Source organism: Streptomyces sp. NPDC050842 (assembly GCF_044456565.1).
In the GTDB taxonomy this organism is placed as follows: Bacteria; Actinomycetota; Actinomycetes; order Streptomycetales; family Streptomycetaceae; genus Streptomyces.
This window is the reverse complement of the sequence record NZ_JBITGA010000004.1, coordinates 647,454-671,068: the sequence shown is the minus strand read 5'-3', so window position 1 is coordinate 671,068 and position 23,615 is coordinate 647,454. Positions and strand designations below refer to the sequence as shown.

Annotated in this window: 18 protein-coding genes and 1 pseudogene; 16 read left to right on the top strand and 3 right to left on the bottom strand. The window is 69.5% G+C overall.

What is annotated here, in order from left to right:
- Positions 1 to 17: 17 nt before the first annotated feature.
- Both ACIBG6_RS16130 and ACIBG6_RS16125 read right to left on the bottom strand, forming a co-directional pair.
- Positions 18 to 839: a hypothetical protein gene (locus ACIBG6_RS16130; protein ID WP_399223201.1), complete on the bottom strand. Its 822-nt coding sequence runs from the start codon at positions 837 to 839 to the stop codon at positions 18 to 20.
- A 65-nt stretch (positions 840 to 904) separates the two neighbouring features.
- Complete coding sequence (locus ACIBG6_RS16125) at positions 905 to 1,123, bottom strand: hypothetical protein (protein WP_399223200.1); 219 nt, start codon at positions 1,121 to 1,123, stop codon at positions 905 to 907.
- Positions 1,124 to 1,371: 248 nt separating this feature from the next.
- Between ACIBG6_RS16125 and ACIBG6_RS16120 the strand changes: the two genes are divergently transcribed.
- The 16 genes and pseudogenes from ACIBG6_RS16120 (at position 1,372) to ACIBG6_RS16045 (ending at position 21,376) form a co-directional block, all read left to right on the top strand.
- Positions 1,372 to 3,807, top strand: a complete 2,436-nt coding sequence (locus tag ACIBG6_RS16120; protein WP_399223199.1) for an ABC transporter family substrate-binding protein — start codon at positions 1,372 to 1,374, stop codon at positions 3,805 to 3,807.
- A 374-nt stretch (positions 3,808 to 4,181) separates the two neighbouring features.
- Positions 4,182 to 6,083, top strand: coding sequence for a translational GTPase TypA (gene typA / locus ACIBG6_RS16115; RefSeq protein ID WP_329621344.1), 1,902 nt, complete (start codon positions 4,182 to 4,184; stop codon positions 6,081 to 6,083).
- A gap of 480 nt (positions 6,084 to 6,563) precedes the next feature.
- Positions 6,564 to 8,204 carry an ABC transporter substrate-binding protein gene (locus ACIBG6_RS16110; RefSeq protein WP_399223198.1) on the top strand — a complete coding sequence of 547 codons (1,641 nt, stop codon included), beginning with the start codon at positions 6,564 to 6,566 and terminating at the stop codon, positions 8,202 to 8,204.
- A gap of 176 nt (positions 8,205 to 8,380) precedes the next feature.
- The gene (locus ACIBG6_RS16105; RefSeq protein WP_399223373.1) at positions 8,381 to 9,313 is read left to right on the top strand and encodes an ABC transporter permease; all 933 of its coding nucleotides are present in this window, start codon (positions 8,381 to 8,383) and stop codon (positions 9,311 to 9,313) included.
- Positions 9,306 to 10,259, top strand: coding sequence for an ABC transporter permease (locus tag ACIBG6_RS16100; RefSeq protein ID WP_399223197.1), 954 nt, complete (start codon positions 9,306 to 9,308; stop codon positions 10,257 to 10,259). Before ACIBG6_RS16105 ends, ACIBG6_RS16100 begins: the two co-directional genes overlap by 8 nt.
- Positions 10,260 to 10,273: 14 nt before the next feature.
- Positions 10,274 to 11,332, top strand: coding sequence for an ABC transporter ATP-binding protein (locus ACIBG6_RS16095; protein WP_399223196.1), 1,059 nt, complete (start codon positions 10,274 to 10,276; stop codon positions 11,330 to 11,332).
- Positions 11,325 to 12,413 carry an ABC transporter ATP-binding protein gene (locus tag ACIBG6_RS16090; RefSeq protein ID WP_399223195.1) on the top strand — a complete coding sequence of 363 codons (1,089 nt, stop codon included), beginning with the start codon at positions 11,325 to 11,327 and terminating at the stop codon, positions 12,411 to 12,413. The genes ACIBG6_RS16095 and ACIBG6_RS16090 overlap by 8 nt, the downstream gene beginning before the upstream one ends.
- Complete coding sequence (locus ACIBG6_RS16085) at positions 12,371 to 12,805, top strand: DUF2690 domain-containing protein (protein ID WP_399223194.1); 435 nt, start codon at positions 12,371 to 12,373, stop codon at positions 12,803 to 12,805. The genes ACIBG6_RS16090 and ACIBG6_RS16085 overlap by 43 nt, the downstream gene beginning before the upstream one ends.
- Positions 12,802 to 13,878: an N-acetylmuramoyl-L-alanine amidase gene (locus ACIBG6_RS16080; protein WP_399223193.1), complete on the top strand. Its 1,077-nt coding sequence runs from the start codon at positions 12,802 to 12,804 to the stop codon at positions 13,876 to 13,878. Before ACIBG6_RS16085 ends, ACIBG6_RS16080 begins: the two co-directional genes overlap by 4 nt.
- A gap of 105 nt (positions 13,879 to 13,983) precedes the next feature.
- Positions 13,984 to 14,502 (top strand): annotated as a pseudogene (locus tag ACIBG6_RS16075) (peptidoglycan-binding protein); the annotation flags it as partial.
- 38 nt (positions 14,503 to 14,540) lie between these two features.
- Positions 14,541 to 16,166, top strand: a complete 1,626-nt coding sequence (locus tag ACIBG6_RS16070) for an ABC transporter substrate-binding protein (protein WP_399223192.1) — start codon at positions 14,541 to 14,543, stop codon at positions 16,164 to 16,166.
- Between the two features lie 103 nt (positions 16,167 to 16,269).
- Entirely contained in the window at positions 16,270 to 17,193 is a 924-nt protein-coding gene (locus ACIBG6_RS16065) for an ABC transporter permease (protein ID WP_399223191.1), read from the top strand.
- Entirely contained in the window at positions 17,186 to 18,172 is a 987-nt protein-coding gene (locus ACIBG6_RS16060; protein ID WP_399223190.1) for an ABC transporter permease, read from the top strand. The genes ACIBG6_RS16065 and ACIBG6_RS16060 overlap by 8 nt, the downstream gene beginning before the upstream one ends.
- Positions 18,173 to 18,178: 6 nt before the next feature.
- Positions 18,179 to 19,162 carry an ABC transporter ATP-binding protein gene (locus ACIBG6_RS16055; RefSeq protein WP_399223188.1) on the top strand — a complete coding sequence of 328 codons (984 nt, stop codon included), beginning with the start codon at positions 18,179 to 18,181 and terminating at the stop codon, positions 19,160 to 19,162.
- On the top strand, positions 19,155 to 20,240 hold the full coding sequence (locus ACIBG6_RS16050) for an ABC transporter ATP-binding protein (protein ID WP_399223187.1): 1,086 nt from the start codon (positions 19,155 to 19,157) through the stop codon (positions 20,238 to 20,240). The genes ACIBG6_RS16055 and ACIBG6_RS16050 overlap by 8 nt, the downstream gene beginning before the upstream one ends.
- 191 nt (positions 20,241 to 20,431) lie before the next feature.
- Positions 20,432 to 21,376 (top strand): hypothetical protein, encoded by a 945-nt coding sequence (locus ACIBG6_RS16045; RefSeq protein WP_399223186.1) that lies wholly within the window; start codon positions 20,432 to 20,434, stop codon positions 21,374 to 21,376.
- 1 nt (position 21,377) lies between these two features.
- Here the strand turns inward: ACIBG6_RS16045 and ACIBG6_RS16040 are convergent, their stop codons facing one another.
- The gene (locus tag ACIBG6_RS16040; protein WP_399223185.1) at positions 21,378 to 23,561 is read right to left on the bottom strand and encodes a prolyl oligopeptidase family serine peptidase; all 2,184 of its coding nucleotides are present in this window, start codon (positions 23,559 to 23,561) and stop codon (positions 21,378 to 21,380) included.
- Positions 23,562 to 23,615 lie beyond the last annotated feature (54 nt).

Sequence of the window (23,615 nt, the reverse complement as noted above, 5' to 3'; positions counted from 1 at the left end):
CTCAGAAGAACCTCACGTCAGAAGAACCTCGGGTCGTCGAAGGTGCCGGTCGCGAGCAGGTACACGTACAGGTCGCACACGGCGACGCTGATCAGCGAGGCCCACGCGAGCTGCATGTGCCACCGGTTCAGCCGCCCGGTCCAGGTCCACAGCCGGTACCGGACGGGGTGCTTCGAGAAGTGCCGCAGCCGGCCGCCGACGATGTGCCGGCAGGAGTGGCAGGACAGGGTGTACGCCCAGATGAGGGCGATGTTCACGAGGAAGACCAGCGTCCCGAGCCCCGCGTGCCCCCAGGCGTACGAGGCGTCGCGGAAGGTCAGCACGGTGTCGTACGTGAGGATGCCGGCGACCGGCAGCGCCGCGTAGAAGAAGTACCGGTGGACGTTCTGCAGGAGCAGCGGGAAGCGGGTCTCGCCCGTGTACGTACGGTGGGGCTCGGCGACCGCGCAGGCCGGGGGAGACGCCCAGAAGCCCCGGTAGTACGCCTTGCGGTAGTAGTAGCAGGTCAGCCGGAAACCGAGCGGGAAGATCAGGATCAGCAGGGCGGGGGAGAGGCCCCACCAGCTGCCGAAGATCTCCCAGTTCGGCCCGCCCTCCATGGGGACGCAGTTCGACGCCAGACAGGGCGAGTAGAACGGCGAGACGTAGGGGGCCGCGTAGTAGTCGGCGGCGGCGAACGCCCGCCAGGTCGAGTACACGACGAAGGCGAGCAGTCCGGCCGCGGTGGCGGCGGGGGAGAGCCACCACCGGTCGGTGCGCAGATGGCGGGCGGCGATGGCGGCGCGCCCCGGGGAGCGCACCCCCGTCGCGGCCCCGGGCGGTTCCGTACCTGTGGCCAACAGGCCCTCCTCCGGTCGGTTGCCGGTACGTCCTCAGGCGCGTGGCGGCCCGGGCGCGTGGCGGTCTAAGGCGCGTGGCGGTCGCGTGCTCCCAGGCCCTCGTCGTCCGTGTCCGTCCACAGCCCGCTGTCGTACGGGGCATCGGGGATGGTCACCAGGCTTTCGGCGCGGGCGGCCGGCGCCGGGCCCCGCTCCGCCGTGACGGAGCGCTCCAGCTGGCCGACGGTGCGGACCAGCTCTTCGAGGCAGCGCTTGACGGCCGCCAGATCGTCCTGAACGGACATGGGTTGCCCTCACTTCCGCGAGCGGCTTCCGCAGGAGTGTCGCGCGTCACATCCCGCTTGGGAAGCCATGTGCACGGGTTTCCACTCGTCCGGAGCGCCCCGGGTCGGGGGCGTTGGGCCGCACGAGTGGGGTTTCCCGGACGTGCCGCCGTGTCGCCGTGGCCGGATCCGCTCCGTCCTTTTCAGTGTATGAGCAATAGGTCTGATCATCTCCAAATGGCATAAATCTGGACGAAGGGGTACAAGTCATGTCCCAGTTCGGCGCCCCTCGCGGGAGGACATGCTCCAGGAGCCCCCGCTCCCGCACGCTCCGCTCCGTCGCCACCCTCACCAGTGCGGTCCTCGCCGTCACCGTGCTCGCCGGCTGCAGCTCCGGCGACGAAGCCGACGAGGCCCCGGCCGCCGCGCAGGACAACGCCCCCGCCGCGCGCGACAAGGTGGCCGACGGCGGCACCCTGCGCTGGGCCGTCGACGCGCTGCCCACCACCCTGAACAGCTTCCAGGCCGACGCCGACGGCACCACCGCCCGCATCGCCGGGGCCGTGCTCCCCTCCCTCTACACGATCGACGAGCGCGGCCGGCCGCGGCTGAATCCGGACTACCTGGAGTCCGCGCAGGTCGTCGAGACCGAGCCGAAGCAGGTCGTCCTCTACAAGCTCCACCAGCAGGCGGTCTGGAGCGACGGACGCGAGATCGGCGCCCCCGACTTCGTGGCCCAGTGGCGGGCGCTGAGCGGCCGTGACACCGCGTACTGGACCGCCCGCAACGCCGGCTACGAGCGGATCGAGAAGATCGAGAAGGGCAGGAACGACCTGGAGGTGCGGGTCACCTTCTCCAAGCCCTACGCCGACTGGCAGTCCCTCTTCACCCCGCTCTACCCGAAGCAGGTGATGGGGTCCCCGAACTCCTTCAACGACGGGGCGCGCACCACGCTCAAGGCCACTGCAGGACCGTTCCTGCTGAAGTCGATCGACCGCAAGAGCGGCGACGTCACCCTGGCCCGCAACCCCCGTTGGTGGGGGCAGTCCGCCAAGCTCGACAGCCTCGTCCTCAAGGCCGTCCCGCGGGCCGACCGCGCCGAATCCCTCGCCGCCGGCAAGCTCGACCTGGCCGAGATCGACCGCACCACGGCCGAACGGATCGCCCTCGCGCTCCGGGACGCCCGCGCCGGCCGGAACGGCGCGCAGGCGGCCCTCGCCCACGGCCCCGGCTCGGCGATCACCTCCTCCAAGGCCCTGAAGTCCTGGGCCCTCGCCTACGGCTCCGACGAGGAGAAGGCGGAGGAGGTCCAGGCGGCCCGCGAGAAGAACCAGACGGCCGTCGCCCGGTACGCGAACGAGCAGGACACCCTCGCCGGCTTCGTCGTCCGCAAGTCCCTGGAGCCCGCCTACACCCAGCTCTCGCTGAACGGCGAGTCCGGCGCGCTCGCCGACGAGCGGGTACGGCGGGCGGTGGCCCGCGCCATCAACCGCCAGGAACTGGCCGAATCCGTACTCAAGCCCCTCGGTCTCCCCGCGACGCCCCCCGGCAGCCATCTGGCCCTCGCCGGCCAGGCGGCGTACGCGGACAGCAGCGACGCCCTCGGCGACCAGGACACCAGCGAGGCGCGGGCGCTCCTCGCCGACGCGGGCTGGGTCCCGGGCGGCGCGGTCCGGAAGCCGGCCGCCGCGAAGGACGGCACCGAGGCGGGGAGCGAGGCCGACAAGAAGGCGAAGCAGGCCGAGGGGGAGAAGAAAGAGAAGGCCGGCGACAAGGCCGGCGACAAGGCCGCCACCTCCGACGCCGCCACCGCCACCGACGCCAAGAAGAAGGCGACCGACACCGCATCCGACGAGGGCCTCTACGTCGTCGGCGACGACAAGCCGGGCGACCCCAGGGCCCTCCCCGCCCCCGTCATCGGCGCCGCGGGCCCCGAGAACGGCACCAACGTCCTCGCACCGGCCGCCGCGGCCGCGCGCCAGCGCGCCGCGCTCCTCGCCCGGGCCGAGGCGCTCGACACCGGTACGGGCTCCGGCGCCCGGGCCGGGGTCCCGGTCGCCAAGCCGGACCGGGGAGTGGCCGGGGCCTACGCCCCGCGCGGCACCGCGGCCCCCGTGACCGCGCCCGAGGCCTCGAAGGTCCTCGGCAAGGACGGCAAGGCGCTCAGCCTCCGCTTCGTCCTGCCCTCCGGGCCCGGCTCGGAGTCGCTGCGCGCGGTCGGCGACCGGATCGTCCGGATGCTCGACGCGGTGGGGATCCGTACACAGGTCACCACGGTCTCGGACGACAGCTTCTTCAAGGACCACATCGCCGCGGGCGACTACGACCTGGCCCTCTACTCCTGGCCGGCCTCCGCCTTCCCGGCGACCGACGCCCGGCCCATCTTCGCCAAGCCCGAGCCCGCGTCGGACGGCTCGCTCCTGGTCGAGCAGAACTACTCGCGGGTCGGCACCGACCGCATCGACCAGCTCTTCGACCAGGCGGCCGGGACGCTCGACGAGGAGGAGGCCCGCGAGCTCGTCCGCCAGGCGGACGCCCGGATCTGGGCGGCGGCCGGTTCCATCCCCCTCTACCAGCGTCCGCAGCTGGTCGCGGCGAAGGCGGAGATCGTGAACGCGGGGGCCTGGGGCCTCGCCGCACCCCGCTACCAGGACATCGGCTTCAAGAAGCCCGAATCCTCCAACGGAGCAGAGCGAAACCGCTGAAAGCACCAAAGTCTACGAAACCGCTGGTCACAACCTCAGAAGCAGCTCAAGTTCCTTGCCCGCCGGTGACTCCGGCGGGCAGGATCGCGTCGGCCGCTTGACCCGGCCAGTCCGCTGTCACACCGCAGTCGCACCACAGCAGCACCGCATCTCCCGCGTGCCCGGAGCGTCCCCAGCGCGACCGGGCACACGCCGAAGCCGTCACCGGCTCGGTGGATCAAGGCCGAAACCCCCTAGTAGACCCTCTCGGATCCGGGCGGGGAAGCCCCTTGCGCGGCAGCCCCGTACCATAGGACATAGCCGTGGCGCGTCCGCCCGGCGGGCGTACGAGGAACTGACGCCAATCCCACGATCCGAGAGAAGCGCAAGCACCCATGCCCACGCGCCACGACATCCGTAACGTCGCCATCGTCGCCCACGTCGACCATGGCAAGACGACCATCGTCGACGCCATGCTCAAGCAGGCCGGTGCCTTCGCCGCCCACCAGCAGCTCGACGACCGCATGATGGACTCGAACGACCTGGAGCGTGAGAAGGGCATCACGATCCTCGCCAAGAACACGGCGGTGAAGTATCACCCCAAGGACGGCGGGGCCCCGATCACGATCAACATCATCGACACCCCCGGTCACGCCGACTTCGGTGGCGAGGTCGAGCGCGGTCTGTCGATGGTGGACGCGGTCGTCCTCCTCGTGGACGCCTCCGAGGGTCCGCTCCCGCAGACCCGCTTCGTGCTGCGCAAGGCCCTCCAGCAGCGCAAGCCCGTCATCCTCTGCATCAACAAGACGGACCGCCCGGACTCCCGGATCGACGAGGTCGTCAACGAGACCTACGACCTCTTCCTCGACCTGGACGCGGACGAGGACCAGATCGAGTTCCCGATCGTCTACGCCTGCGGCCGTGACGGCATCGCCTCGCTGACCAAGCCGGAGAACGGCACCGTTCCCGCGGACAGCGACAGCCTGGAGCCGTTCTTCTCCGCCATCCTGGAGCACGTCCCGGCCCCGGTGTACGACGAGGAGGCGCCCCTCCAGGCCCACGTCACCAACCTGGACGCCGACAACTTCCTCGGCCGTATCGCGCTCCTCCGCGTCGAGCAGGGCGAGCTGCGCAAGGGCCAGACGGTCGCGTGGATCAAGCGTGACGGCACGATCTCCAACGTCCGCATCACCGAGCTGATGATGACCGAGGCGCTCACCCGCAAGCCGGCCGAGGTCGCGGGCCCCGGTGACATCTGCGCCGTCGCCGGTATCCCGGACATCATGATCGGCGAGACCCTGGCCGACCCGGAGAACCCGATCGCGCTTCCGCTGATCACGGTCGACCAGCCGGCCATCTCCATGACCATCGGCACCAACACCTCGCCGCTCGTCGGCCGCGGTGGCACGGGCAAGGGCGCGGACGCCAAGTCCGCGGTCAAGCAGCGCAAGGTCACCGCCCGCCAGGTCAAGGACCGTCTGGACCGCGAGCTGATCGGTAACGTCTCGCTCCGCGTCCTCGACACCGAGCGCCCGGACGCCTGGGAGGTCCAGGGCCGTGGTGAGCTCGCGCTCGCCATCCTGGTCGAGCAGATGCGCCGCGAGGGCTTCGAGCTGACCATCGGCAAGCCGCAGGTCGTCACCAAGCAGGTCGACGGCAAGACCCACGAGCCCGTCGAGCGCCTCACGGTCGACGTGCCCGAGGAGCACATGGGCGCCGTCACGCAGCTCATGGGTGTCCGCAAGGGCCGCATGGACAACATGTCGAACCACGGCTCCGGCTGGGTCCGCATGGAGTTCGTCGTTCCGTCCCGTGGCCTCATCGGCTTCCGTACGGAGTTCCTGACCAACACCCGCGGTACGGGCATCGCCCACTCGATCCACGAGGGCCACGAGCCGTGGTTCGGCACGCTGACGACCCGTAACAACGGTTCGCTGGTCGCCGACCGCGCCGGCGCCGTCACCGCCTTCGCGATGACGAACCTCCAGGAGCGCGGCGTCCTGTTCACCGACCCCGGCACCGAGGTGTACGAGGGCATGATCGTCGGCGAGAACTCCCGCTCCGACGACATGGACGTGAACATCACGAAGGAGAAGAAGCTCACCAACATGCGCTCCTCCTCCGCCGACTCCTTCGAGGCGATCGTCCCGCCGCGGAAGCTGTCCCTGGAGCAGTCCCTGGAGTTCTGCCGCGACGACGAGTGCGTCGAGGTGACCCCGGAGGCCGTGCGTATCCGCAAGGTCATCCTGGACCAGAACGCGCGCGGGCGTGCGACTTCCCGCGCCAAGAACGGCTGAGTAAGGTCGCATACGGCCGAGGGTGGCGGGGTAGGTCATCGACCTGTGATCTTCGCCGCTCTCGACTGACATAGCGTCAGCACCGGAGCCCGGACCCCCACGGAAACGTGTGGGGGTCCGGGCTTTTCGTCAAGTTCAGTCAACTTCATTTCGACGGCCAAGTGTCCGCATATCGGCCATCGCTCTCCGGTACGTGTGTTAACGGTCCGTTTCGGGGGTGTCTGTCTGTGCTCAGTTTGTCCGGATTTCGGTATCCGGACCCTTGGTGATGTTGTCAAAACGAGACCACTTAAGTGTGGTTTACAGCCCGGGCGTACTTAATAGTTGGCGTCATTGAGCTCGGGTCAATGGGTCACGCACTGTGGGGAGTGCCGACTCACGAGCACACTCGGGGTACTTGAGTGCAACGCCGTCAGGGGTGTCGGCGAACTCGGAGTACCCCTCTTGTAGTGACAAAAGTGGACTCATGAGGAGGAACCCATGCGCGGTGCCAAGAGCGCCAAGTGGGTAACGGGCGCGATCATCGTTGCCCTTGCTGCGACCGCCTGTGGCGGGGGTAAGAGCGACGGCGGCAGCGACGCCAAGGGCGCTGTTGACCCGAACGGAATTTTCTCCATCGAGCTGGGCGAGCCTGAGAAGCCCCTGCTCACCGGCGACACGATGGAGTCCAACGGCTCCGCCGTCATGGCCGGCCTGTTCTCGACCCTGGTCGACTACAAGGCCGACGGCTCGCTGGAGATGATCAACGCCGAGTCGGTCACCACGACGGACTCGAAGACCTGGACCGTCAAGCTCAAGCCGGGCTGGACCTTCCACGACGGCACCCCGGTGACCTCCAAGTCCTACGTGGACGCGTGGAACTGGAACGCCAGCCTGAAGAACGCCCAGGGCCTCGCGTCCTGGTTCGCGGACATCAAGGGCTACGACAAGGTCCACCCGGACGCCGAGGGCGCCAAGCAGACCGCCGACAAGCTCGAGGGTCTGAAGGTCGTCGACGAGAACACCTTCAAGATCGAGCTCTCGAAGGCCGTCCCGTACTTCGGTCACAAGCTCGCCTACATCGTCTTCGCGCCGATGGCCGAGTCCTTCTACAAGGACCCGACCGCGGGCGGCCTGAAGCCGGTCGGCAACGGTCCCTACAAGTTCAAGAACTGGGACCGCAAGAAGAAGATCGAGATCGTCCGCTACGACGACTACAAGGGCCCGAACAAGGCGAAGAACGGCGGTGTGGTCTTCAAGAACTACACCACCCTCGAGGCCGCGTACGAGGACCTGAAGTCCGGCAACGTCGACGTCCTGCGTCAGATCGCGCCGAAGGACCTCCCGGTCTACCGCCAGGACCTCGGCGACCGCGCCGTGGACCAGCCGTACTCCGCGATCCAGACCATCGCCATCGCCTTCTACGCCGACCAGTGGAAGAAGCCGAAGCAGATCGACCCGAAGGTCATCCAGGGTCTGTCCATGGCGATCGACCGTGCCACCATCACCAAGACGGTGCTGCAGGGTACGCGTGAGCCCGCGACCGGCTGGGTCGCTCAGGGTGTCCTGGGCTTCCAGGAGGACGGTGGCGCCGGCGTCACCAAGTTCGACCCGGCGAAGGCCAAGGAGCTCATCAAGGCCGGCGGCGGCGTCCCCGGCAACAAGATCTCCATCCAGTTCAACGCCGACGGTGGCCACAAGGAGTGGGTGGACGCTGTCTGCAACTCCATCACCCAGGCCACGACCGTCCAGTGTGTCGGCGACGGCAAGCCGGACTTCCAGGCCGACCTGACCGCTCGCAAGACCAAGCAGGTCAAGTCGATCTACCGCTCCGGCTGGGTGCTCGACTACCCGGTGAACGCCAACTTCATCTCGGACCTGTTCCGCACGGGTGCGGCGGGCAACCAGGGCGACTTCTCCAACAAGGCGCTTGACGCGAAGATCGCCAAGGCCGACTCGGCCGCGACGCTCGACGAGTCCGTCAAGCAGTTCCAGGCCATCGAGAAGGACCTGGTCAACTACATGCCGTCGATCCCGCTCTGGTACTACAAGGTCAACGCGGGCTACTCCGAGAAGGTTTCGGGCGTGGCTTACGGTCAGGACGGCGACCCGATCCTGACCGGCGTCGAGGTCAAGAAGTAATCACCCAAGCGTAGTCCGCACGCCGTCACGGGACTTGACGGACAGTCAAGTCCCGTCTCGGTGCCTTACGCAGTGGCTGGGGGGCCCTTCCACGACATAGCTGTGCCCGAATCCGGGCATAGCTGTGCCATGGGGGGGCCCGTCGGTTGCCGCTGTCACATCTCAACGGAGGCATGATGGGGCGTTATGTCGCACGACGACTGCTCCAGATGATCCCGGTTTTCCTCGGGACGACCCTGCTGATCTTTGCCATGGTGCACGCCCTGCCCGGTGACCCCGTGCTGGCGATGTTCGGTGACAAGGGCGCCGACCCGGCGACGCTCGCCGCGAAGCGCCATGAGCTCGGTCTCGACAAGCCGGCATGGCAGCAGTACTTGTTCTATATGCGGGACATGATCCTGCACCTGGACTTCGGTACCCAGCTCCGTAACGGACGGCCGGTCACCGAGGTGCTGGGCGACGCGTTCCCCATCACGCTCCAGCTGGCCGCCCTGGCGTTCGCCATCGAGCTGATCTTCGGCATCGGCCTGGGCATCATCGGTGGTCTGCGCGCCGGCCGGCTGGCCGACAACGCGATCCTGATCTTCACCCTGCTGATCATCTCGATCCCGGTGTTCGTCCTCGGCTACATCATCAAGATGGTCTTCGCCTTCAACCTGGGCTGGATCGACCCGAACGTCAGCACCGAGCCCCAGCTGAGCGAGATGCTCGCTCCGGCCATCGTGCTCGGTGGTCTCTCCCTTGCCTATGTGGCGCGGCTCACCCGCACCTCGATGGCGGAGAACCTGCGGGCCGACTACATGCGTACGGCCGTCGCCAAGGGTCTGCCGCGGCGTCGGGTCATCGGCGTCCACCTGATGCGTAACTCGATGATCCCCGTGGTCACCTTCCTCGGCACCGACATCGGCGCCCTGATGGGCGGCGCGGTCGTCACCGAGGCGATCTTCAACATCAAGGGAATCGGCGGCGTCATCGCCGAATCGATCTCCCGGCGTGAAGGTTCGACCCTGGTGGGCCTCGTCACCATCCTGGTGATCGTCTACCTCGTCACCAGCCTGCTCATCGACCTGCTGTACGCGGTCCTGGACCCGAGGATCCGGTATGCCTGACGTGACCAAGACCGCCACCGCAGTCGAAGACGCCGTCACCACCCCCTCGGTGGACGCGTCGGCGCCGGCGGCGAAGCAGGAGAAGGCCCGCAGCCTCTGGGGCGACGCCTGGGCCGATCTCCGCCGCAACCCGTACTTCATCGTCTCGTCGGTGCTGATCGCGCTGCTGCTGCTGATCTCGGTGTGGCCGACCCTCTTCACCAGCGCGTCCCCGACCGCCGGTGACCTGGTCCACCACTTCCTGAGCAAGCCCGAACTGGGCAACATCGGCTCGCCGGAGTGGCTGGGCTACGACCAGCAGGGCCGCTCCGTCTACGCCCGACTGATCCACGGCACCCGTGCCTCGATCATCGTCGGTGTCTGTGTCACCGCCATCGTCACCATCGTGGGCGGCGTCATGGGCATGATCGCCGGTTACTTCGGCGGCATCGTCGACGCGATCCTCTCCCGGATCACCGACGTCTTCTTCGGCATCCCGTTCCTGCTCGGCGCCATGGTCGTCCTGCAGTCGTTCGTCGAGCGGACCGTCTGGGTCGTCGTCTTCGCCCTCGCGTTCCTCGGCTGGACCCAGATCACCCGCGTCATGCGCGGTGCCGTGATCACCGTCAAGCAGGCCGACTACGTCCACGCGGCCAAGGCCCTCGGCGCCGGCACGGTCCGGATCCTCTTCCGGCACATCCTGCCGAACGCCATGGCCCCCGTGATCGTCGTCGCGACCATCGCGCTCGGCGGCTACATCTCGGCCGAGGCCACCCTGTCGTTCCTCGGCCTGGGCCTCGCGGCCCCGACCGTCTCGTGGGGTGTCGACATCTCCGCGGGTGTCGCCCAGATCCGAGTGGCCCCGCACGTCCTGCTCTGGCCCTCGATCATGCTGAGCCTCACCGTTCTGGCGTTCATCATGCTCGGCGAAGCCGTCCGCAACGCCCTCGACCCCAAGCTGCGCTGAGGAGGGCGTAAAAGATGAGCATCATCGACAAGACCGCGGCCGTCCCCGCGCCGCGCGCCGGTGCCGACTACAACGGTCCGCTGCTCGAAGTCCGCGACCTGCACGTCGAGTTCCACACCCGTGACGGTGTGGCCAAGGCGGTCAACGGTGTCAACTACTCGGTGAACGCCGGCGAGACCCTCGCCGTCCTCGGCGAGTCCGGCTCCGGCAAGTCCGTCACCGCCCAGGCCATCATGGGCATCCTCGACATGCCGCCGGGCAAGATCCCGCAGGGCGAGATCCTGTTCCGCGGCGAGGACATGCTGAAGATGTCCGAGGAGGAGCGCCGCAAGGTCCGCGGCCGGAAGATCGCCATGATCTTCCAGGACGCGCTGTCCTCCCTCAACCCGGTCCTCTCCGTCGGCTACCAGCTCGGCGAGATGTTCCGCGTGCACCACGGCATGTCCAAGAAGGACGCCAAGGTCAAGGCCATCGAGCTGATGGACAAGGTCAAGATCCCCGCCGCCAAGGCGCGGGTCTCCGACTACCCCCACCAGTTCTCCGGCGGTATGCGCCAGCGCATCATGATCGCCATGGCGCTCGCCCTGGAGCCGGACCTGATCATCGCCGACGAGCCCACCACGGCTCTCGACGTGACCGTCCAGGCCCAGGTCATGGACCTCCTCGCGGAGCTCCAGCAGGAATACAACATGGGCCTGATCCTGATCACCCACGACCTCGGCGTCGTCGCCGACGTCGCGGACAAGATCGCCGTGATGTACGCCGGCCGGATCGTCGAGCAGGCACCGGTGCACGAGCTGTACGGGCGCCCCGCGCACCCGTACACCCGCGGCCTCCTGGACTCGATCCCGCGCCTGGACCAGAAGGGCCAGGAGCTCTACGCGATCAAGGGCCTGCCGCCCAACCTGCTCCGCGTGCCCACCGGCTGTGCCTTCAACCCGCGCTGCCCCAAGGCCGACGACATCTGCCGTACGGAGATCCCGGCCCTGGCGCCGGTCACCGAGCAGGACGGCGCGGATCTTCCGGGCCGTAAGAGCGCCTGCCACTTCTGGAAGGAGACGATCCATGGCTGACCTCAGCAAGAACGACGAGGCCGTGGCCGCCGCCATCGAGGCTCCCGTGGGCCGCGGCGAGCCGATCCTCCAGGTGCGCAACCTGAAGAAGCACTTCCCGCTGACGCAGGGCATCCTCTTCAAGAAGCAGGTCGGCGCGGTCAAGGCCGTGGACGGGGTCTCCTTCGACCTCTACCAGGGCGAGACCCTCGGCATCGTGGGCGAGTCCGGCTGTGGCAAGTCCACGGTCGCCAAGCTCCTGATGAACCTGGAGCGGGCCACCGCCGGCGAGGTCTTCTACAAGGGCCAGGACATCACCAAGCTGTCCGGGCGCGCGCTGAAGGCCGTCCGCCGCAACATCCAGATGGTGTTCCAGGACCCGTACACCTCGCTCAACCCGCGTATGACGGTCGGCGACATCATCGGCGAGCCGTACGACATCCACCCCGAGGTGGCCCCGAAGGGCGACCGGCGCCGCAAGGTGCAGGAGCTCCTCGACGTCGTCGGTCTGAACCCGGAGTACATCAACCGGTACCCGCACCAGTTCTCCGGCGGTCAGCGCCAGCGCATCGGCATCGCCCGCGGCCTCGCGCTCAACCCGGAGATCATCATCTGCGACGAGCCGGTCTCGGCCCTGGACGTCTCCGTCCAGGCGCAGGTCATCAACCTGATGGGGAAGCTGCAGGAGGAGTTCAACCTCTCCTACCTCTTCATCGCGCACGACCTGTCGATCGTCCGGCACATCTCGGACCGCGTCGGCGTCATGTACCTCGGCAAGATGGCCGAGATCGGTACGGACGAGCAGATCTACGAGCACCCGACGCACCCGTACACGCAGGCGCTGCTCTCCGCGGTGCCCGTGCCGGACCCGCAGGCCCGCGCCCACCGCGAGCGGATCATCCTCACCGGTGACGTCCCCTCGCCGGCGAACCCGCCGTCGGGCTGCAGCTTCCGCACCCGTTGCTGGAAGGCGCAGGAGAGGTGCTCCCAGGAGACTCCGCTCCTCGCGATCCCGACGGTCTTCCAGGGCCAGGACACCCCGGCCGCCCACTTCTCGGCGTGCCACTTCGCCGAGGAGAAGCAGGTCGTCCCGGTGCTCTGACACCCTCACGCTCCACCCGGCCGACCCCCGGCGCCACCAGGCGCCGGGGGTCGGCCGTTTCGCGTGCGCCGTACGAGGCGGGGGCAGCCCCCGTTGCTCGCGACCTCCCTGGCGTCCGCACGGTACGGACCGCCGACCGGGGGGTTGAGCTGCGCTACAGCCCCACCTGCCGGGCCGCCTGGGCCCGCAAGACCTCCGGCGCCTCCTTCGACACGGTCATCCGGGTGCACACTCCCAAGGGGCCTCACCGGGTGTTTATTACGGGGGCAACGGGACGGCGTACACCGCGATGGTCAATGACAAGGACATCCTCGCCTGGGCGTGCGAGGTGCGTGCCTACGAGACCCTCCAGACCCACTGCACCGGCAGTCACTAAGGACGAGCGCCCATGACCACGGTCACCGGACCGAACCCCCGTCGTCGCACCCTCCTCACCGGCGCCTTCGCCCTCGGCGCCGCCACCGTCCTGCCCGTGGGCCTCGCCGACCGGGCACGGGCCGCGGACGGCGTCCCCGCCATCGCGTACTGCGCCGCCTGGGGCGCCCGCCCCGCGAGCGGCCCCCTCACCGTCCTGCCCACCCCGCCGGTCAAGATCATCGTGCACCACACGGCGACGCCCAACGTCACCGACTACTCCCAGGAACAGGCCTTCCGGCTCGCCCGGTCCATGCAGAACTGGGCGATGGACGACCGGGGTTGGAGTGACACCGGGCAGCACTTCACCATCAGCCGCGGCGCCCACGTCACCGAGGGCCGCCACAGCAGCCTGGCCGAGCTCCAGCGCGGTACCCGGACCGTCGAGTCCGCGCACTGCACCGGACAGAACACCAGCGCCATCGGCATCGAGAACGAAGGCACCTACACCTCGGTCGACCCGCGCGGCACGCAGTACGCGGCGCTGGTCGACCTCTGCGCCCACATCTGCCGCCAGTACGGGCTGCGCGCCTACCAGATCTACGGACACCGGGACTTCAACGCCACCGAATGCCCCGGCGACCGCCTCTACGCCCTGCTGCCGCAGCTGCGGCGGGACGTCGCCGCACAGATCGGCGGCGACCCGGCGGCGCCGGTCTGGCCGCTGCTGCGCGCCGGCGACACGGGCGACCGGGTGCGGGCGCTCCAGCACCTGCTGGCCGGGCGAGGGGCCGTTCTCACCGCCGACGGGTCGTTCGGCCCGGCCACCGAGAAGGCGGTACGCGACTTCCAGGGCGTGACGCGTGCGACCGCCGACGGCCTGGCCGGCAACCAGATCTGGCACCAACTCGCTGCCCCCGTACGGCGGGACGCGTCGGGCGAGGCCGTGCGGGCGGTCCAGGTCCTGCTGGGTGCCCGCGGCGTCCCCGTCACGGTGGACGGGGTCTTCGGAGCCGGCACCCAGGCAGCGGTCACCACGGTCCAGACGGGCGCGGGCCTTCCCGCCGACGGCCTCGTCGACGCCCGCACCTTCGGCCGCCTGCTCGGCTGACCCGAGCACCCAAGCGCCCGAGCACCCGAGCACCGGACTTCCCACCTCAGAGGAGGAGCACTCAACCATGCCCCGCCTCAGAGCAAGGGCAACCGGGGGGCGGACGTCGCCGCCCTCCAGTACCTGCTCAACGCGCAGGGCGCCGGGCTCACCGCGGACGGCGTCTTCGGCGCCGGCACCGACTCGGCGGTCCGCTCCTTCCAGACCGCCAAGAGCCTGGACTCCGACGGCATCGTCGGCCCGGACACCTGGCGCGCCCTGGTCACCGGCACCTCCGGCGGCAGCGGCGGCATGCTGACCCCTTCCGAGGCCGCCTCGATCCTCAACTCGGCCGGCGGCGTCACCTGGACCGGGCCCGTACAGCCACTGAAACGGCTACAAGCTGGACTTCAGCCCGTCCTCCTGCGTGAGCAACTACATCACCGGCACCTGCCCGCGGGCGGGGACCCGCGCCGACGTGACCTTCCTCGACTCAGACCGACGACTCGGATCGACATCCGAGATCGATTCCGGCGACGCGGCCGGCCGCGGCGAAGCATGCCGCGGCCGGCCGCCGTCGTGCCGGCTCCAGCGCACCAATGGCTGCCGACAACATGCATATCTCCTGATTTCGAGTCATATTGAGCCCTAAGTCACACTTAGGGACATATGGGAGGCACTCCATGCGCGGAGCCACGCACGCCAAGTGGGCCGCTCTGGCCACCGCAGTCGCCCTCGCGGCGACCGCTTGTGGCGGCGGCGACGACAGCGGCGGCGGAGGGGCCGACGGCATCGTGTCCTCATCGTGGGGAGACCCGCAGAACCCACTGGAGCCCGCCAACACCAACGAGGTGCAGGGCGGCAAGGTCCTGTCCATGATCTTCCGGGGCCTCAAGCAGTACGACCCGAAGACCGGCGAGGCCAAGGACATGCTGGCCGAGAAGATCGATACCACCGACTCGACCAACTTCACCATCACGGTCAAGGACGGCTGGACCTTCTCCAACGGCGAGGCGGTCACCGCCGAGTCCTTCGTCGACGCCTGGAACTACGGCGCCCATCTGAAGAACAACCAGAAGAACGCCTACTTCTTCGGCCAGATCGAGGGATACGACCAGGTCCATCCCGAGAAGGGCGAGCCGACGGCCGAGACCATGTCCGGCCTCAAGGTCACCGGCCCCCAGACCTTCACGGTCAAGCTCACCCAGAAGTTCTCCACCTGGCCCATCACCCTCGGCTACGCCGCCTTCGCGCCGCTCCCCAAGGCCTTCTTCGACGACCACGCGGCCTGGCTCTCGAAGCCGGTCGGCAACGGCCCGTACACCGTCGACTCGTACACCAAGGGCTCCGAGATGGCCCTCAAGCGCTGGGACGGCTACCCCGGCACCGACAAGGCCCAGAACGGCGGCATCACCCTCAAGGTCTACACCGACAACAACACCGCCTACACCGACCTGACGGCCGGAAACCTCGACCTCGTCGACGACGTCCCCGCCGCCCAGCTCAAGAACGTCTCGGCCGACCTCGGCGACCGGTACATCAACGTCCCCGCCGGCATCATCCAGACCCTGTCCTTCCCGTTCTACGACCCGGCCTGGAACAAGCCCGGACAGGAGAAGCTCCGCCAGGGCCTCTCCATGGCGATCGACCGCGACCAGATCACCGACACGATCTTCCAGAAGACCCGCACCCCCGCCGTCGACTGGACCTCCCCGGTCCTCGGCGAGGACGGCGGCTTCAAGGACATCTGCGGCGACTTCTGCAAGTACGACGCGGCCGAGGCGAAGAAGCTCGTCGCCGAGGGCGGCGGCATCCCCGGCGGCACCATGAAGATCTCGTACAACGCCGACACCGGCTCCCACAAGGAATGGGTCGACGCGGTCTGCAACTCCATCAACCGCGCCCTCGGCAACGACACGGCCTGCGTCGGCAACCCGGTCGGCACCTTCGCCGACTACCGCAACCAGGTCACCTCGCAGAAGCTCACGGGCCCCTTCCGGGCCGGCTGGCAGATGGACTACCCGCTCATCCAGAACTTCCTCCAGCCGCTGTACTACACGAACGCCTCGTCCAACGACGGCAAGTGGACCGACCCCGAGTTCGACAAGCTGGTCGACCAGGCCAACGCCGAGACCGACATCGCCAAGGCCGTCGGACTCTTCCAGCAGGCCGAGGAAGTCCTCCGCGACGACATGGGCGCCATCCCGCTCTGGTACCAGAACGGCAGCGCCGGCTACTCGGAGCGCGTCTCCAACGTGACGCTGAACCCGTTCAGCGTCCCGGTCTACGACCAGATCAAGGTCAACTGACGTCGTAGCAGGTCGGCGGCGTACGGCCCGGCCCGCGGACCCCCGCGCCGGGCCGTACGCCTTCCCCACACCCCTACCCGGAGCCAACCCCCGGAGTCCCCCCATGGGTCGTTATGTGATCCGGCGACTGCTGCAGATGATCCCGGTCTTCTTCGGCGCCACGCTGCTGATCTTCCTGATGGTGAACGTGATGGGCGACCCCATCGCCGGTCTGTGCGGCGACCGCCAGTGCGACCCGGCGACCGCGGCCCAGCTCGAGAAGGAATTCGGACTCGACAAGCCCGTCTGGCAGCAATACCTGACCTACATGGGCAACGTCTTCACCGGCGACTTCGGCACGGCCTTCAACGGCCAGGAAGTCACCGAGCTGATGGCCAGCGCCTTCCCGGTCACCATCCGCCTCACCCTCGTCGCCATCTTCTTCGAGATCGTCATCGGCATCAGCCTCGGCGTCCTCACCGGCCTCAAGCGCGGCCGCCCCATCGACACCACCGTGCTGTTGCTGACCCTGGTCGTCATCTCCATCCCGACCTTCGTCACCGGCCTCCTCCTCCAGCTCCTCCTGGGCGTGAAGTGGGGCTGGATCAAGCCGGCCGTCTCCAGCGACGCCCCGCTGAACGAGCTGATCGTCCCGGGCCTCGTCCTCGCCTCGGTCTCCCTCGCCTACGTCACCCGGCTCACCCGGACCTCGATCGCCGAGAACAAGCGGGCCGACTACGTCCGCACCGCCGTCGCCAAGGGCCTGCCCCGCCACCGGGTCATCAGCCGCCACCTGCTGCGCAACAGCCTCATCCCGGTGGTGACCTTCATCGGCACCGACATCGGCGCGCTCATGGGCGGAGCCATCGTCACCGAGCGGATCTTCAACATCCACGGTGTCGGCTACCAGCTCTACCAGGGCATCCTCCGCCAGAACACCCAGACCGTGGTCGGCTTCGTGACCGTCCTCGTCCTGGTCTTCCTGGTGGCGAACCTGCTCGTCGACCTCCTGTACGCCGTCCTTGACCCGAGGATCCGCTATGCCTGAGCAGCCTCAGCCGTTCGACGACGGCCGCGCGATCAACCACACCGGCGCCGGCGGCGGCACGGACCTCGCGATGGACGAGGGCGAGACGCTGGAGAAGACGCCCGGCGGTCCCCAGGGCACCGGACCCGACAAGAAGCCCCGCTCCCTCTGGTCCGACGCCTGGCACGACCTGCGCCGCAACCCGATCTTCATCATCTCCGGGCTGATCATCGTCTTCCTGGTGATCATCTCGATCTGGCCCCAGCTCATCGCCAGCGGCAACCCCCTCGACTGCGACCTCTCCAAGGCCCAGGAGGGCTCCCAGCCCGGCCACCCCTTCGGCTTCAACGGCCAGGGCTGCGACGTCTACACCCGTACCGTCTACGGGGCCAGGGCCTCCCTCCAGGTCGGCCTCTTCGCCACCCTGGGTGTGACCCTCCTCGGCTCCGTCCTCGGCGGACTCGCCGGCTTCTACGGCGGCGCCTGGGACGGCTTCCTCTCCCGTGTCACCGACGTCTTCTTCGCGATCCCCGTCGTCCTCGGCGGTCTCGTCCTGCTCTCCGTCGTCAGCAGCAACACCGTCTGGCCCGTCATCGGCTTCATGGTGCTCCTCGGCTGGCCGCAGCTCTCCCGCATCGCCCGCGGCTCCGTCATCACCGCCAAGCAGAACGACTACGTCCACGCCGCCCGCGCGCTCGGCGCCTCCAACAACCGGATGCTGCTCCGGCACATCGCGCCCAACGCCCTCGCGCCCGTCATCGTCGTCGCGACCATCGCCCTCGGCACGTACATCTCCCTCGAGGCGACGCTCTCCTTCCTCGGCGTCGGCCTCAAGCCCCCGACCGTCTCCTGGGGCATCGACATCTCCTCGGCCGCCCCCTACGTGCGCAACGCACCGCAGATGCTGCTCTGGCCCTCCGGCGCGCTCGCCGTCACGGTGCTCGCCTTCATCATGCTCGGCGACGCCGTCCGCGACGCCCTCGACCCCAAGCTGAGGTAGGGACCCATGCTGCTCGAAGTGCGCGACCTGCACGTGGAGTTCCACACCAGGGAAGGGGTGGCCAAGGCGGTCAACGGCGTCGACTACTCCGTCGACGCGGGGGAGACCCTCGCCGTCCTCGGCGAGTCCGGCTCCGGCAAGTCCGTCACCGCCCAGGCCGTCATGGGCATCCTCGACATCCCGCCGGGAAAGATCACCCAGGGCGAGATCCTCTTCCAGGGCCAGGACCTCCTGAAGCTCTCGGAGGCCGAGCGGCGCAAGATCCGCGGCGCCAAGATGGCGATGGTCTTCCAGGACGCGCTGTCCTCGCTCAACCCCGTCCTCAGCGTCGGCGACCAGCTCGGCGAGATGTTCCAGGTCCACAAGGGGATGTCGAGGAAGGACTCCAAGACCAAGGCCGTCGAGCTGATGGACCGGGTCCGCATCCCCGCCGCCAAGGAACGCGTCGGCCAGTACCCCCACCAGTTCTCCGGCGGCATGCGCCAGCGCATCATGATCGCGATGGCGCTCGCCCTCGAACCCGAACTGATCATCGCCGACGAGCCGACCACCGCCCTCGACGTCACCGTCCAGGCCCAGGTCATGGACCTGCTCGCCGAGCTCCAGCGCGAACTCAACATGGGCCTGATCCTCATCACCCACGACCTCGGCGTCGTCGCCGACGTCGCCGACAAGATCGCGGTCATGTACGCGGGCCGGATCGTCGAACAGGCCCCCGTCCACGAGATCTACAAGGCCCCCGCCCACCCCTACACCAAGGGCCTCCTCGAATCGATCCCGCGCCTGGACCAGAAGGGCCAGGAGCTGTACGCGATCAAGGGCCTGCCACCCAACCTCCTGAACATCCCGCCCGGCTGCGCCTTCAACCCCCGCTGCCCCATGGCCCAGGACATCTGCCGGACCGACGTACCCCCGCTGTACGACGTGACCGACTCCCCGGTGCCCCGCGCCAGCGCCTGCCACTTCTGGAAGGAGTGCCTCCATGGCTGAGGCGATTCTCGAAGTCCGGGACCTCCACAAGCACTACCCGCTGACCCAGGGCATCCTCTTCAAGAAGCAGGTCGGCGCGGTCAAGGCCGTCGACGGCGTCGACTTCGACCTCGCCGCCGGCGAGACCCTCGGCATCGTCGGCGAGTCCGGCTGCGGCAAGTCGACCGTCGCGAAGATGCTGGTCAACCTGGAGCGGCCGACGTCCGGCTCGATCCGCTACAAGGGCGACGACATCACCAAACTGTCGCCCCGCGCCCTCAAGGCCGTCCGCCGCAACATCCAGATGGTCTTCCAGGACCCGTACACCTCGCTCAACCCGCGCATGACGGTCGGCGACATCATCGGCGAGCCGTACGAGATCCACCCCGAGGTCGCCCCCAAGGGCTCCCGCCGCCAGAAGGTCCAGGACCTCCTGGACGTCGTCGGCCTCAACCCCGAGTACATCAACCGCTACCCGCACCAGTTCTCCGGCGGCCAGCGCCAGCGCATCGGCATCGCCCGCGGCCTCGCGCTCCAGCCCGAGATCATCGTGGCCGACGAACCGGTCTCCGCCCTCGACGTCTCCGTCCAGGCGCAGGTCGTCAACCTCCTGGAGAACCTCCAGACCGAATTCTCCCTCTCGTACGTCTTCATCGCCCACGACCTCTCGATCGTGCGGCACATCTCCGACCGGGTCGGCGTCATGTACCTCGGCCGGATCGTCGAGATCGGCAGCGACGCCCAGATCTACGACCACCCGACCCACCCGTACACGCAGGCCCTGCTCTCGGCCGTCCCGGTCCCGGACCCGGAGGCGCGCGCCCACCGCGAGCGCATCATCCTCACCGGCGACGTCCCCTCCCCGGCCAACATCCCCTCCGGCTGCCGCTTCCGCACCCGCTGCTGGAAGGCCCAGGAACGCTGCACGCTGGAAGTCCCCCTCCTCGCCGTCCCGGCGGTCTTCCGCCTCACGGACAGCCCGGCGAAGCACGACTCGGCCTGCCACTTCGCGGAGGAGAAGCAGGTGGTGCCACCGGAGAGCGGCAACGGGAACGACAACGTCGACGGGAACGGCGGGGAAGAGCCCAAGTCTCTTTAACCCGCAGGCAACTCGACCGACTCGGGTCCGATATACGGACACGTCAGGATCGTCCACGTACGGCCGTGCGGGTGCCGTGAGCCGGCCGGGGCGCGCCATGTCGCCCCGGCCGGGTTTTCACGCCCCCCTCGTCACCACCGTCCATGCGGAACCGCTTGTTTCGGCGGGTCGCGACCGTGAGTATCGGATCCGTGACTGTGACACGACCGGCACGTCTCACGGGCGCCGCGCTCTGCGCCGCGCTCGCCCTCTTAGCCGCCGTGTGGATCCTCAAGGACCTCGCCGTGGTCGGCTCGCCCGCCGACCTCGCCCTGTCCTGGACCGGGGACCACCTCTTCCTGGCGAGGGGACGGACCGCCACGTCGTTCGTCGACCCCCTGCTCCTCGCCGTCTACGTCGCCACCGCCGTCGCCGCCCTGCGCTCCCGCCACGCGGCCTCCGCGCTCGTCGCCGCGGGCGCCGTCACCCTCGCCCTGCGCCTGCCCGGCCTCTGGGCGCCCGGCAGCGGCGCGCTCGTCACCGCCCTCCTCGAACTCGCCCTCGCCACCGGCCTCGTCGCCATCGCTGCCGCGGGCCGCCGCCGGGCCGAAGGACCGCACGAGCGGCTGCCCACCCGCCCCCGCACGGGCCAGGCCGTCGCCGCGGCGATCCTCCTCACCCTCGGCGCCCTCACCGTCGTCCTGTGGGAGGCGTACTGGGCCGTCGAACTGCCCCTGGAGATCACCGTCGACCGGTTCCTCGGCGGCCGGTCCCTCGTCATCCCGGTCCTCGCGCCCCCGCCCGGCTGGCTCGCGGCGATCCTCGTCGCGCTGTACGGGACCGCCGCCGTCTCCGCCTTCGCCCGCGCCCGCCACACCCGCGCCTTCGGGCTGCTCGCCGGGGCGTTCCTCGCGGCCGACGGCCTCGTCGAGTGCGTACGGATCGTCAGGCTCGATCTGCTCACGCACCTCATGGACCTCCCCACCGTCCAGCAGGCGCACGTCCTCAGCTCCGTCATCGGGCTGCTCGGCGGCCTCGCCGTGCTCGTCCTCCTGGCCGGGCGCGGCGCCCCGGCCGCCGAGCCCGTCTCCCACGGTCCGTACGGCGCGTACGGACCGCCCCCGGCCCCGCCGTACCCGCCGCCGCCCCACTGGTGACTCACCCGACGATGCCGAGCGACCTCCTCAGGAAGTCCACCTGGAGCAGGAGCAGGTTCTCCGCCACCTGCTCCTGCGGCGTCATGTGCGTGACCCCGGACAGCGGCAGCACCTCGTGCGGCCGGCCCGCCGCGAGCAGGGCCGAGGAGAGCCGCAGCGCGTGCGCGAACACCACGTTGTCGTCGGCGAGCCCGTGCACGACCATCATCGGCCGCGCGGGCTCCTCCGGCGCCGTCAGACCGTCGTCGGCGAGCAGCGACTGCGCCGCGTACACCTCCGGATCGTCCTGCGGGGTGCCGAGGTACCGCTCCGTGTAGTGCGTGTCGTACAGCCGCCAGTCCGTCACCGGCGCCCCGACGACGGCCGCGTGGAAGACGTCCGGCCGCTGGAGCACCGCCCGGGCGGCGAGGTAGCCGCCGTAGGACCAGCCGCGGATCGCCACCCGCCCCAGGTCCAGCGGGAAGCTCCCGGCCAGCGCGTGCAGCGCGTCCACCTGGTCGTCGAGCGTCGGCGTCAGATCGCGCAGGATCGCCTTCTCCCAGGCGGGGGAGCGGCCCGGCATGCCGCGCCCGTCCGCGACGATCACCGCGAAGCCCTGGTCGGCGAACCACTGGGACGTCAGATACGGGTTGTACGCGGCGAGCACGCGCTGCCCGTGCGGACCGCCGTACGGATCCATCAGGACCGGAAGCGGCCCGTCCCCCTCCGCGTACCCCGTGGGCAGCAGCACCGCGCACGGGATCCGCCGGTGCCCCGCCTCCGTGAGCCGTACCCCGACGGAGATCATCGGCTCCTGTGCGTACGAGCCCACCACCGCGACGTCCCGGCCGTCCCGCAGCACCCGCGCCACGCTCCCGGGCGCGCCCGGCCGCGCCGAGACGAGGACCGTCACCGGCCCCGAACGCACGGCCCCGTGCACCCCGACACCCTCGGAGAGCCGCTCCACCCCCCGGTCGGTCACCCGGTACACATGGATCTCGCCGGTCTCCGCCGCCGCGGCCGCCTCACCCGCCGAAGCCGATACGAGGACGTCGTCCTCCCCGAACCCGAGCACCGCCCTGACGTGCAGCGCCGCGTCCGTGAGGAGCCGCTCCCCGACGGCGAGGGCCCGGGCCCCGCTCTCGTCCGTGACACGGACGAGCCGCCCGTCCGGGGCCCACGCCGGCACCCCCGGCAGCAGCTCCAGCCACGCCGGATCCTCCTCCGCCCGCACGGTCGAGGTCGTCCCGGACTCCGTGTCCACCGCCAGATTCAGCCGGGCCCGCTGGTCCCGCGTCTGGACGAGCAGCAGCGGCGCCCCGGCCGCCGACCAGTGCACGCGCGCGAGGTACGGATACCGCTCCCGGTCCCACACCACCTCCGTACGCGCCCCGTCGAGGCCCATGAGGAAGAGCCGCACCTCCGCGTTGTCCGTTCCCGCCGCCGGGTACGCGACCTCCTGCGGCGCCCGCCCGGGATGTGCCGGATCGGCGATCCACCAGCGGCGCACGGCCCGGTCGTCCGCACGGGCGACCAGCAGCCGGTCGGAATCGGGGGACCACCAGTAACCGCGGTCCCGGCCCATCTCCTCGGAGGCGATGAATTCGGCCAATCCGTAGGAGACGTGCCCGTCCTCCGGAACGGCGAGCTCCCGATCACCGGAACCATCCGCTCCGACCACCCGCAGCGCACCCTCCGCGACGTACGCGACGAGCCGCCCGTCCGGCGAGGGACGCGGGTCGATCACCGGCCCCGGCACCGGCAGCTCCCGCGCCGTCCCCGCCCGCAGCTCCGCCGTGAACAGCCGCCCCGACAGGGCGAACGCCGCCAGCTCCACGGCCGCGTCCACCGCGTACGCCACGATCCCGCCGGAGCCCTCCCGGCTCCGCTCCCGGCGCGCCCGCTCCTCCGGCGACAGCTCCTCCGCCGCTCCCGCGAGCAGCGCCTCGGGATCGGCGGCCACCCGCTCCACCGGTGCGCCCTCCGCCGGCAGGTCGAGGACCCACAGCTGGTGCGAACGGTCGGTCCCGGACGCCGATCTGACGAACACGACGCGCTCCCCGCCGGGAGACACCGAGAAGCCGCGCGGAACGCCCAGCGTGAACCGCTGGGTCCGGGCGTGCAGCCGGGGGAAGGAGAGCGCGGCCCGGGGCGCGGCCGACGGCTGAGGGGACGGCTGCGGTGACGGCTGTCGAGACGAGGTCATGCGGCTGAAACTAGTGCCGTGCGCCCCCCTCGTGCCTCCGTCCGCCGATCGATG